This is a genomic window from Providencia sp. CIM-Carb-044 (assembly GCF_033901115.1).
In the GTDB taxonomy this organism is placed as follows: domain Bacteria; phylum Pseudomonadota; class Gammaproteobacteria; order Enterobacterales; family Enterobacteriaceae; genus Providencia; species Providencia hangzhouensis.
In genome coordinates, this window is the sequence record NZ_JAXADV010000002.1 from 104,111 (window position 1) to 116,326 (window position 12,216).

At 40.1% G+C, this 12,216-nt stretch carries 11 protein-coding genes; 7 read left to right on the top strand and 4 right to left on the bottom strand.

What is annotated here, in order from left to right; genetic code table 11:
• The first annotated feature begins 2 nt into the window (after nt 1-2).
• On the top strand, nt 3-1,019 hold the full coding sequence (locus SJ312_RS03760) for a fimbrial protein (RefSeq protein WP_153673460.1): 1,017 nt from the start codon (nt 3-5) through the stop codon (nt 1,017-1,019).
• A gap of 125 nt (nt 1,020-1,144) precedes the next feature.
• Here SJ312_RS03760 and pyk read toward each other — a convergent pair whose 3' ends face one another.
• Together pyk and SJ312_RS03770 are read right to left on the bottom strand one after the other, a co-directional pair.
• Nucleotides 1,145-2,587 carry a pyruvate kinase gene (pyk, locus tag SJ312_RS03765; protein WP_094962974.1) on the bottom strand — a complete coding sequence of 481 codons (1,443 nt, stop codon included), beginning with the start codon at nt 2,585-2,587 and terminating at the stop codon, nt 1,145-1,147.
• Nucleotides 2,588-2,786: 199 nt separating this feature from the next.
• Nucleotides 2,787-3,632 (bottom strand): MurR/RpiR family transcriptional regulator, encoded by an 846-nt coding sequence (locus tag SJ312_RS03770; protein ID WP_004254990.1) that lies wholly within the window; start codon nt 3,630-3,632, stop codon nt 2,787-2,789.
• A gap of 472 nt (nt 3,633-4,104) precedes the next feature.
• Between SJ312_RS03770 and zwf the strand changes: the two genes are divergently transcribed.
• Nucleotides 4,105-5,580 (top strand): glucose-6-phosphate dehydrogenase, encoded by a 1,476-nt coding sequence (gene zwf / locus SJ312_RS03775; protein ID WP_004254987.1) that lies wholly within the window; start codon nt 4,105-4,107, stop codon nt 5,578-5,580.
• A gap of 105 nt (nt 5,581-5,685) precedes the next feature.
• Here zwf and pdxK read toward each other — a convergent pair whose 3' ends face one another.
• Nucleotides 5,686-6,534 (bottom strand): pyridoxine/pyridoxal/pyridoxamine kinase, encoded by an 849-nt coding sequence (gene pdxK / locus SJ312_RS03780; protein WP_004254983.1) that lies wholly within the window; start codon nt 6,532-6,534, stop codon nt 5,686-5,688.
• A 634-nt stretch (nt 6,535-7,168) separates the two neighbouring features.
• Here pdxK and mdtJ point away from each other — a divergent pair.
• Nucleotides 7,169-7,597: a multidrug/spermidine efflux SMR transporter subunit MdtJ gene (gene mdtJ, locus SJ312_RS03785; RefSeq protein ID WP_004254982.1), complete on the top strand. Its 429-nt coding sequence runs from the start codon at nt 7,169-7,171 to the stop codon at nt 7,595-7,597.
• Nucleotide 7,598: 1 nt separating this feature from the next.
• Nucleotides 7,599-7,931 carry a multidrug/spermidine efflux SMR transporter subunit MdtI gene (gene mdtI, locus SJ312_RS03790; protein ID WP_004254980.1) on the top strand — a complete coding sequence of 111 codons (333 nt, stop codon included), beginning with the start codon at nt 7,599-7,601 and terminating at the stop codon, nt 7,929-7,931.
• A gap of 156 nt (nt 7,932-8,087) precedes the next feature.
• Here mdtI and SJ312_RS03795 read toward each other — a convergent pair whose 3' ends face one another.
• Nucleotides 8,088-8,435 (bottom strand): RidA family protein, encoded by a 348-nt coding sequence (locus SJ312_RS03795; RefSeq protein WP_110591678.1) that lies wholly within the window; start codon nt 8,433-8,435, stop codon nt 8,088-8,090.
• A gap of 149 nt (nt 8,436-8,584) precedes the next feature.
• On the opposite strand from SJ312_RS03795, the gene SJ312_RS03800 reads away from it, so the two are divergent.
• The 3 genes from SJ312_RS03800 to SJ312_RS03810 all read left to right on the top strand — a co-directional run bounded on the left by SJ312_RS03800 (nt 8,585) and on the right by SJ312_RS03810 (nt 12,151).
• Entirely contained in the window at nt 8,585-10,510 is a 1,926-nt protein-coding gene (locus SJ312_RS03800; RefSeq protein WP_094962976.1) for an ATP-dependent DNA helicase, read from the top strand.
• 94 nt (nt 10,511-10,604) lie between these two features.
• Complete coding sequence (gene tsaB, locus SJ312_RS03805) at nt 10,605-11,303, top strand: tRNA (adenosine(37)-N6)-threonylcarbamoyltransferase complex dimerization subunit type 1 TsaB (protein WP_272574550.1); 699 nt, start codon at nt 10,605-10,607, stop codon at nt 11,301-11,303.
• A gap of 245 nt (nt 11,304-11,548) precedes the next feature.
• On the top strand, nt 11,549-12,151 hold the full coding sequence (locus SJ312_RS03810) for a Slp family lipoprotein (protein ID WP_004254971.1): 603 nt from the start codon (nt 11,549-11,551) through the stop codon (nt 12,149-12,151).
• Nucleotides 12,152-12,216: the final 65 nt, after the last annotated feature.

Sequence of the window (12,216 nt, forward strand, 5' to 3'; positions counted from 1 at the left end):
TCATGAAAAATTTAGGTCTAAAAATAGGCATTTCGTTCCTTTTATATTCACAATTCGGGGCTGCTGAATTTAGGGCTGAATTTACCAGCCAATTAGTTAATCCGAATAAAACACTTTATGTATCACGAACTTTACCAGTAGGTACTTTTATTGGTTCTATTGATTTAGGAACCCACTCTCCATGGACGTGGTGGAATGTGACGGGTAATACAGAAGTTGGAATTTACGTACCAATCGAACCAGGAAATTCAAGGTATATTCCGGGTATAGGTTATGTTAGAGAAATTAATAGTTCAGGCGTTGGTTATACTTTGCATGGTACAGTAATGAGCCCTTGCTCTGGTTTTGCATATGTTGATGGGGTAAATACGAAAGATGGAAATAATAATAATAGATTTATATGTGGCTCTAATGCATCTTCAGCAACGTATACTGTAAAATTAAGGGCGGATTTTTATAAAGTTGGTAATAATGTTAAAAGCCAAACTTTACCAATATCTAATGCTGCGATGTTGATTTTATTCCACAATGGTTTCATTACTACAGATTTATATGGGAGGTTCGAACCCAAAGTAAATATGGGGCCAATCAATGTTATTTCGAGTGGTTGTGAAGTCAAAAATAAATCAATAGACGTACCATTCGGTAACGTTAGTAAATTGTCATTTACAGATGTTGGTTCAACGAGTTCTGAGAGCAAGCAAAATTTTCAAATTGAATTAGATTGTGACCCTATATCTCCGATAAAAATTACGTTTATTGGAACTCAAGATTCAAGTCAAACACCAGGGGCAATCGCACTTAATAATTTAGCCGATGAAAATACAGCGAAAGGTTATGCCATCCAAGTAAAGCACAACGGTATACCCATTAAGCTTAATCAATTAATACCGCTCGCCAATAAAAATGACATAGGGCAATACAACATTCCGTTGGAAGCCGCGTATATCCAAACTCAATCTGCAACGGCAGCTGGGAAAGCGAATGGTACGCTACAATTTAACCTACAATATCATTAAATGCTATTTTCTCTGTATTTTACGCAAGTGATGCAGAGCTATACTTTCTTGTGTTAATTCTTTTTTAAGTTAGATAGCGTTTCAATATAAAGGAAAGCCCCCACCCATAGGCGAGGGCTAAAAGATTATTCAACTTCTAGAATACGACAAGTATTCGTGCTACCTACAGTGCCCATTAAGTCACCTTGGGTGACAAGAACCACGTCACCACTCATTAAATAGCCGTTATCACGTAAACGCGTGACAGCTTCATTGGCAGCCGCAATACCATCTGTATGGGTGCTACAGAAAACAGGTGTAACACCACGATAGAGAGAACATTGATTAAGGGTTTTTTCATGACGAGACATGGCAAAAATAGGTAAACCAGAGCTGATCCGAGACATCATACGAGCAGTACGGCCAGACTCAGTCATTGCTATGATAGCTTTAACCCCTTTAAGGTGGTTAGCTGCATACATTGTTGACATTGCAATTGCTTCTTCAGGGCTATTAAACTCCGCATCTAAACGGTGTTTAGACACATTTAGGCCCGGCATTTTTTCTGCGCCAAAACAAACCTGCGCCATCGCGGCTACCGTTTCTGCTGGGTACTGGCCTGCAGCGGTTTCAGCAGAAAGCATAACGGCATCAGTACCATCCAACACCGCATTCGCAACGTCCATGACTTCGGCTCGCGTTGGCATAGGGTTAGTGATCATCGATTCCATCATTTGTGTTGCGGTTATAACAACACGGTTTAATTGGCGAGAGCGGCGGATCAATTTTTTCTGGACAGCGACTAATTCAGGGTCGCCAATTTCCACTCCGAGGTCACCACGAGCAACCATAACGACATCAGAAGCGAGAATAACTTCATCCATCACTTCATCATTGGCAACGGCTTCTGCACGTTCTACTTTAGCAACAATTTGGCATTCACAACCTGCATCACGAGCTAATCGGCGTGCATAATCTAAATCTTCACCTGAGCGAGGGAATGAAACAGCTAAGTAATCAACATTAATTTTTGCTGCAGTTTTTATATCTTCTTTGTCTTTTTCTGTTAATGCTTCAGCTGAAAGACCGCCACCGAGTTTATTAATACCTTTATTGTTAGATAGTTGGCCACCAACAGTAACTTCTGTAAATACCTGTAACCCTTTGACTTCAAGGACTTTCAATTGTACTCGGCCATCATCAAGAAGCAAAATATCACCTGGGACGACATCGGCAGGTAAGCCTTTATAGTCGATACCTACTTTCTCTTGGCAGCCTTCACCTTTACCTAAATTGGCATCAAGAATGAATTTATCGCCAATATTTAGGAAAACTTTGCCATCTTTAAAAGTGGAAACACGAATTTTAGGACCTTGCAAATCACCGAGGATCGCAACGTGACGTCCTAAACGAGCGGCAATCTCACGTACTTTGTTCGCACGTAATAAATGGTCTTCTGGAGTTCCGTGGGAGAAGTTAAGGCGAACAACGTTGGCGCCAGCGTTGATAATTTTTTCAAGGTTATTATCGCGATCTGTAGCTGGACCAAGAGTTGTAACAATTTTAGTTCTTCTAAGCCGTCTAGACATGTATTACTCCGTTGACCTGTAATGGTGTTGATAAAAGAGTGAAACCATTTCACTCCATTTCGAAACCTGTTTACTGCAAATAGGGATGCTGACACGAGCACAGCTATTATATACAGCCAATTTCTTAATGCTATCAGGTCTGTAAAACTATTAAAGCCTGAAAGCAAAGAAAAGCATTTATACAGCCAATTTATTGCCTTTAGATGCTATCAAACCGCGAATCACGTAATGCTTCTTTGACGCGCTTCAAGTTATCTCTAAATTTTTCACCTCTTCTTAACGTAAAACCCGTTGTTAGTACATCAATGACAGCGAGCTGCGCCATTCTTGATACCATTGGCATATAGATATCAGTATCTTCAGGAACATCAATAATGATAGATAAGGAAGCGGCTTGAGAGAGAGGTGAGTTTTCTGAGGTAATTGCAATTATAGTCGCGTCATTTTCCCGTGCTAAACGTGCCATATCAACTAATGCTTTGGTTCTTCCTGTATGGGAAATGAGCACAATAACATCTCCTTCATTACTATTGATACAGCTCATACGTTGCATGACAATATCATCGAAGTATATGACAGGAATATTAAAGCGGAAAAACTTATTCATTGCGTCGTGCGCGACAGCTGCAGAGGCGCCAAAGCCAAAAAAACTGATTTTCCGAGCTTGAGTTAATAAATCAACAGCACGATTAATTGCACTGATATCTAATGTGTGTTTTACATTATCTAATCCAGCCATAGCAGATTCAAAAATCTTATGAGTATAGGTATTTACTGTATCGGTTTCTTCTATATGGCGGTTAATATAGGGGGTGCCGTTGGCTAAGTTTTGTGCTAATCGTAATTTAAAATCAGGGAATCCTTTCGTATCCATTTTTCGACAAAATCGGTTTACTGTTGGCTCGCTAACATCAGCTAATTGCGCGAGTGTGGCGATACTGAGATGAATGGCATTTTGTGGCATACCTAGAATAACCTCAGCCACCTTTTTTTCTGATTTACTTAAAAAATCGAGACTTGTCTTCATTTGTTCTAAAATATTCATATAGCAAAAGCGCCTATTTCATCGAAAGGAGAAATTTTTGAGTCATCACGTTATCCTATTATTGATTTTAAATTTCTTGCTGTGATGTCGTAATAGAGAGTGAAAATATACTATGTATGATATGTAAGCTATCTGAATACAGGTGATAAGTAGCAGCTTTTTATGAAACTTTGACCCGTATCTAATTTTCAGAATAGTAAACATCCTACTTATTTTGTTATTTTTTTACGGAAGCTGTCTCCATTCAGTTAAATCGCATCTTTTTAATACACTAAAAATTATTCAGTGTGTAACATAAGATCAAACAGACAATATGTTGTTTTTTTCATCATAAAAACTGTGATCGGTATCATGAACATTTACTGGGCACTAGCAACAGGGTACATTAGCGGAATTAGGGCTAATTTTAACAAAATTACAATAAGGCCTATCCTAGTTAGGTCTTACATTCCGCAAATTGAGGAGAACCAATATGGCGGTACATAATGCTGCTCAAGCTTGTGACTTAATTATTTTTGGCACCAAGGGAGACCTCGCTCGTCGTAAGCTGCTGCCATCGCTTTATCAGTTAGAAAAAGCAGGTTACATTCATCCAGACACGCGCATTATTGGTGTTGGTCGTGCTGAATGGAGTCAAGATGATTATGTCCACTTTGTCAAAGAAGCGTTAGATAAGTTCTTAAAAGAAGATCTCGATTCAGCATTGTGGGAAAAACTAAGCGCTCGCTTGGATTTTTGTAACTTAGACGTTAACCAGACTGAAAGTTTTGTGCGTTTAGCTGAAATGTTAAAACAAGATGCACAACCCGCTATCCATTACTTTGCTATGCCACCGAGTACTTTTGGTGCTATGTGTCAAGGGTTGGGTCATGCTAAATTAAATAAAAAGCCAAATCGCGTTGTCATGGAAAAACCACTGGGAACGGATTTAGCGTCGTCACAAGAAATTAATAATGAAGTGGCTAAGTATTTTGATGAAAGCCAAGTCTATCGTATTGACCACTATCTTGGTAAAGAAACCGTTTTAAACTTACTCGCATTGCGTTTTGCAAACTCGTTATTTATCAATAACTGGGACAACCGCACTATTGATCATGTCCAAATCACGGTTGCAGAAGAAGTAGGAATCGAAGGTCGTTGGGGATATTTCGACCAAGCAGGCCAAATGCGTGATATGGTACAAAACCACTTATTGCAAATCTTAACGATGATTGCCATGTCACCACCGGCAGATTTAACCACTGACCGTATTCGCGATGAAAAAGTGAAAGTCTTACGTTCTTTACGTCGTATCGACCATACAAATGTGCGTGAAAAGGCAGTACGAGGGCAATATACCTCTGGTTTTGTTCAAGGTAAAAAAGTCCCTGGATATTTAGAAGAAGAGGGTGCGAACAAGCAAAGTATGACCGAGTCATTCGTTGCTTTGCGTGTTGATATCGATGATTGGCGTTGGGCAGGTGTACCTTTCTATTTACGTACGGGTAAGCGCCTACCTGCAAAATGTTCTGAAGTTGTTGTTTATTTTAAAAAACCAGCATTGAATATTTTCTCTGAAAGTTATCAAGACCTGCCTCAGAATAAATTAACTATTCGTTTGCAGCCAGACGAAGGGATTGATATTGAAATTATGAATAAGGCACCAGGCCTTGATCATAAACACCGTTTACAAACCACTAAATTGGATTTAAGTTTCTCTGAAACTTTCAACCAGACTCACCTTGCAGATGCTTATGAGCGTTTATTACTTGAAGCCATGCGTGGCATTCAAGCACTGTTTGTTCGCCGCGATGAAGTAGAAGAAGCATGGAAATTTGTTGATTCTATTATAGATGCATGGGCAATGGACAATGAAGCGCCTAAGCCATATCAAGCAGGGACTTGGGGGCCGATTGCATCTGTTGCGATGATCGCACGCGATGGCCGTTCATGGAATGAGTTTGAATAATATTATCAATATTTGAAATATTAGGTAGTATATTGACTAAAATGGCGGGGTAATCCCGCCATTTATCTATGCTTATCATATTGTTAGGTATGGCTACATAGGATATTAAAGGATTAATTCGCTACGTCCTGTCGCTGCCATATGAATAATCGCTTGCTCGATGCGTAAACATGCCATTTTAGCGGCATCAGGAACGGATAGTCCCGCTAATAACTGAGCGGTGAGTTCAGCGCCAAATAAATCCCCCGTTCCTTTTGGTGTGACAGGGTAACGTTTGTGGCGGATTACGGCCACGTTATCTTGGGTAACACAAACGACTTCAATGTTGTCGTCATCAGGCTGGAAAGCACTTGTGATGATTACCCACTGTGTATTTCCCTTTAATAAGCTACGGGCTGCAGCCGTAGCATCATCCAAGTTATGGACTTGTTTGCCACTTAACGTCATGAGCTCGAATTTGTTTGGAATAATACCTGTAGCTAAAGGAATGACTTTATCGCGGTATACCTCGGCAATTTCGGGTGGAATATAAAAACCGCTGTCTTCATCTCCCATGACTGGGTCAACAATAACCGGTAGTGCCGTTCTTTCTTTACGAACTAGAGTTAACCAGTTTGCTAAGTCTTGGGCTTTTTCTGGGGAACCTAGATAACCAGTCAAAATAGCTCTTACAGAATTTAAGCTACCCCGCTCAACAAAACCGTTTAAATAACCACGAAACCACTCACCAGGCAACTCACCACCATAGCAAGTTGTATAATGAGGCGTATTACTGAGTACTACAGTAGGTACTGCCGCAACACGTAAACCTTGTTTTGTCAGGGCTGGAACGGCAATACTATTTCCAACACTGCCATAAATAACTTGTGACTGAATTGAAACAACATCATAAGGTAATGGTGTTGCATCAGTGGAATTTTGGAAACTATTGGAGGTAAGGCTAAAGGCGTTCATGGCTCTCTCTTCGGCATATTACAATCATATAGCTACTATAAGAAGCTTGTTCAATCAGGTTGTCAATGCTAAAAATCGAATAGCTTAATTAAGGCGTGATGAGAGTATAAAAAGTGGAAAAAAGAGATTTTTTTATAAAATAATTCCAGTGAAAAATTTATCATCATCGCTTGTTTATTCGCGCAATAGTTGATAGCTCAAGGGTTGATTAGCATATTAATGAATAGTTATGCATATTTTTATTCAATACAAAAAATGTTTATATTCATTGACTTAATAAATTTGGCATGTTAAAAATAAACTGAAATTAACTATCAACATGAGGGTTCGGAGTAAATTGGGTAGATGTCTACCTGATGAAAAGAATAAGATATCATGCTTAGCTCAACTAGCGGCAAGATCAGCAAGTCCCAAAAAAGAACGACACACAGGCTTTTCCTTTCAGCTATCCTTTCCAGTGAACACTACTGGTGTGGTGCATTATAGCGTCTCTCTCGATTATTCATTTCGCTGAATAAACTCAGCAACACGTTGTTATTTATTTGAATTTTCAACAACTACGCAATAGTAATCTGTATTTTTTATCTGTACAAAAAATAGACTATTACGTGGCTATATATAGAGAGATATTATAATGATTTACTGGATATTTTTAGTATTAGCTATCGTAACTGAAGTTATCGGTACACTATCAATGAAACATGCCAGCGTCAGTGGAGATTTTACTGGTATGGTCGTGATGTATGTGATGATAGCAACATCATACATTTTACTTGCTGTTGCAGTTAAAAAAGTGGCATTAGGTGTCGCCTATGCACTATGGGAGGGTATCGGTATCCTTTTTATCACAACATTTAGTGTCATGTGGTTTGGAGAAACGCTATCACCGATGAAAATTGGGGGGTTAGTATTACTTATCACCGGTATTGGACTGATTAAATCAGGCACCAAGAAAACCACCGTTCGTCAATCTGCACAAAAAGTAAAACAAGTTACACAAAACGCGGTCAATGCAGCCAAAACAAATGCTTTAGTTGGACGCGAAGCTAAGTCGGAGGCGTAATATGGCCAGTCATTTTGAATGGTGGCATGCTGCGTTTTTGATCCTAGCAGTCATATTAGAAATCGCAGCCAACATTTTGTTAAAAATGTCGAATGGGTTTAAACGATACTGGATAGGTATTCTTTCTCTAATTGCGGTACTCGGAGCTTTCAGTGCATTAGCGCAAGCAGTAAAAGGAATCGAACTTTCAATTGCCTATGCATTATGGGGAGCATTCGGGATTATCGCGACAGTAGCAGCAGGTTGGATACTTTTCAATCAACGGCTAAATTATAAAGGCTGGGGAGGGATTGTGTTATTGCTACTAGGAATGGTTCTCATCAAGATGTCGTAATGCTCGTCATATTTTGCAGTGTCGCGTTGTTGGCTACATTCGTTAACCCTAGTCACATACTTGTGTATGGTCCAAGGGGTTAACTCACTTGCCGCCTAGCAACATCACAAACTATTTAGAGCATGGATGGGCGCTAATCATTGGCGCCCATTTTAATCAATCAATTGCTGCAACAACCTTAATTTCGACTTTATATTCAGGCTTCATCAGTAATGCTTGGACAGTACAACGAACAGGTGCGCTTCCAGCAACAACCCATGCATCCCATGCTTGGTTCATCCCAGCAAAATCGGCTTTATCAGCGAGGAAAATGGTGGCATCAAGAATTTTACTTTTGTCTGAACCAACACGTTCAAGCATCACATCAATCGCCGCGAGTGTATTTGCTGTTTGGGCCACAATATCAGCGTCAAGATTTTCAGGAACACTGGTGTAGTAAATTACATTATTGTGAATGACAGCTTCAGACCAACGATTATCAGGGTCAATACGTTTGATAGTCATAATTATTCCTTATTATACATGTGGCTCAAGAATAACAGTTTGCAGGCTGGATGAAAATCAGTTGTTCAACGAAGTAATAATTACCTAAGCAGGGTTAAGAAACTCATGGTAAAGTGTGCCCTCATTATTCCTAATAAATAGGTCATGTAGTGCACGACGATTTTTCTGCGGATGGCTTTTTAGCCAGAACAATTCCTGGTTTTCAGCCTCGAGAAGCACAAGTTACGATGTCGAATGCAGTAACCGAGTCGATTGAGCAGCAGCATGTGCTGGTGGCGGAAGCGGGTACTGGAACAGGAAAAACATATGCTTATTTAGTTCCTGCATTGCGTAGTGGAAAAAAAGTCATTGTTTCTACGGGATCAAAAGCCTTACAAGATCAACTGTATCACCGAGACTTACCGACAATTATTGATGCGATGAATTACACTGGACGGACCGCGTTATTAAAAGGGCGTTCGAATTATTTATGTTTAGAGCGATTAGACCAACAATCCCTCGGTGGTGGTAGTCTTGAACCGGAAATATTGTCTGCTGTTGTGAGGTTACGTAGTTGGTCCATTGAATCTGAGTTAGGTGATACGAGCACTTGTCATGATATTGCGGAGGACAGCCCAGTTTGGCCGTTAGTGACTAGCACCAATGATAATTGTCTTGGAAGTGATTGCCCACGTTATCAAGAATGTTTTGTCTTAAAAGCACGACGTAAAGCTTTAGAAGCGGATATTGTCGTTGTGAATCACCATTTATTTATGGCTGATAGAGTCGTGAAAGACACAGGTTTTGGAGAGTTAATTCCCCAAGCAGAGGTCATGATTTTTGATGAAGCGCACCAAATTCCTGATATAGCCAGCCAATATTTTGGTCAGCAACTAAGTAGTCGCCAATTGCTTGATCTGGCACGCGATATGATTATGGCCTATCGAACTGAGTTAAAAGACCAAGTGCAACTGCAAAAAAGTGCAGATAGGCTCACTCAAAGTACGCTAGATTTCCGGCTCAATTTGGGGGAAAACAGTTTTCGTGGCAATTTACGTGATTTACTAAAGCGCCCTGAAGTACAAAGGGCATTGACATTACTTGATGATTCTCTTGAACTTTGTTACGAAGTGATCAAAACCACTTTGGGCCGTTCACAGAGCTTAGACTCTATTTTTGAGCGTGTTACTATTTACCGAAATCGTTTGAACCGTTTAAAAGATGTGACAATTGCAGGCTACAGCTATTGGTTTGAAAGTTATGGTCGCCATTTTTTACTGGCACTAACGCCATTAACGGTTGCAGATAAATTCAGCGAAATGATCGCAAGTACGCCAGCCAGTTGGGTATTTACATCAGCAACTTTGTCGGTAAATGAAAAACTAAGTCACTTCACTGACCGTTTAGGTCTAGCCACGGCAAAAACGCTATTATTAGCCAGCCCATTTGATTATCAAAGCCAAACTTTATTATGTGTTCCGCGTTTTTTACCCGAACTCAATCAACGAGGCCTCGCACAAAAATTGGCAACCATGCTACGACCTATGATTGAAAAAAATCAGGGACGTTGCTTCTTTTTATGTACATCACACCTGATGATGCGTGAATTGGCCGAGGAATTTAAATCTTCATTGACATTACCAGTTCTAATGCAAGGGGAAAGCAGTAAAAACAAACTGTTATCTCAGTTTATTGCTGCGGGGAATGCTGTTTTAGTTGCCACTAGTAGCTTTTGGGAGGGGGTTGATGTGCGAGGTGATGAATTGACTTGTGTCATTATCGATAAACTCCCATTTACTGCCCCTGATGACCCGCTATTAAGAGCGCGCATCGAAGATTGTGAATTACGGGGTGGAGAACCATTCTCGGATGTCCAATTACCAGATGCAGTTATTACTTTAAAGCAAGGTGTAGGGCGGCTAATTCGAGACACTAGTGATTATGGTGTCATCGTTATTTGTGATAACCGTTTAGTGACTCGCCCTTATGGTGAGGTTTTTTTACGTAGCCTTCCGCCATCACCACGAACAAGAAGTATACAAAAAGCAATTGCATTTCTTGAAGAGAAAAGGCAAGAAGTTAATAGAGTGAGGTAAATCCCACCTTGTTTTTCTGCTATTCCTACGGCCGTTTATGTTAATATAATCGGCATCTTTTAATCAGAAACTATTAATTTGCCGGAGTTTAGGCATGTCGAGTCGTATTCTTGCTGTTGATACAGCAACAGAAGCCTGTTCAGTCGCACTTTGGTGTGAAGGTGACATTATTTCGCGTTTCGCGATTTCTCCTCGAGAGCACACACAAAAAATTTTACCGATGGTTGAGGAAGTTCTTGCAGAAGCTGGGATGGGGTTGAACCAGCTAGATGCATTGGCTTTCGGACGTGGTCCTGGTAGTTTTACGGGGGTTCGTATTGGTGTTGGTATTGCACAAGGGTTAGCACTAGGGGCTAATTTGCCCATGATTGGCGTTTCTTCTTTAATGACACTTGCTGAAGGCGCCTTTCGTATAGCGGGGCATCATCAGGTATTAGTGGCTATTGATGCACGGATGTCAGAAATCTATTGTGCCCAATATCAGCGAACATCCGAAGGCCAATGGTTAGATGAAGAAACTGAAGCAGTTCTACTTCCCGACGATTTTAAGAGCAAAGTGACAGGGCTTTCAGGGCTGTGGGGTTATGCAGGTACTGGGTGGGAGGCATATCCCTCATTGTTGAATGCATCAATTACATTAGCTAACAGTCATATTACGCTGCCTGATGCGCAAGATATGTTACCCATTGCTGCTCAATTATGGCAACAGGGAAAAGTGGTTGCCGTTGAAAATGTTGAACCTACTTACCTGCGTAATGAAGTTACATGGAAAAAATTGCCTGGTCGTGAATAATACACAGAAAATTAATTGATGTTGAATTGGCTATATCAGGTGATATGGCCAATTTTTTATATTACACACAAAACAAATCAAATATTGAATAATAAAAATACAAATCGAATCATTCAATAATTTAGGATATTATTAGGTGGTAAGATAATTCTTATGGCTACTTTTAACATATCGTGTTTTGTTTACTAAATGCTATTTAAAATTGTATTACCTGAATTTATAATATCGCTAATCGGAGGTGGTCTATGAATATTGAATTAAACTGCCGTAATGCACTTAAAGGTCTTTTTATTGCAAGCGTATTAGCGCTGACAGGGTGTGTTTCAATACCTGCTTCAATTCAAGGCTCGGTTCAAAACCCAACAGATAACTTAACATCGGTACAAAATGCTCCTGAAATGTATATTGGCCAAGAGGCGCGTTTTGGTGGGAAAGTCCTTGCAGTTGAAAACGAAGCAGCAAGAACACGTTTAGAAATTGCGGTGATGGCATTGAATAAATATGATGCAGCACCAGAGCTTAATTCCCCTTCAATTGGCCGCATTTATGCGTACTTAAATGGTTTTCGTGAGCCAAGTGATTTTACTAACCGTTATATCACTGTGGTGGGGAAAATCACGGGGGAACAGCAAGGGAAAGTAGGGCAAGTTCCTTATAAGTATGTCACGTTAGATGTAACAGGTTTCCAACGCTGGAATGTCGCACAAAGTGTTATGATCCCGCCGTCTGGCCCTTGGGGTTATGGTTATTATGGCGACCCGTATTTTTATAACCACCCATGGGGTTATGGTTATGGGTACGGTTATCCAGGAGGCCCAGTACCCGTACAAACTTATCTAACAGAATAACGATTATTTTTCTTTATTTAAAGGCCCCGATTATTGCGGGGTCTTTTTGTTTTCCGTAAAAAGAT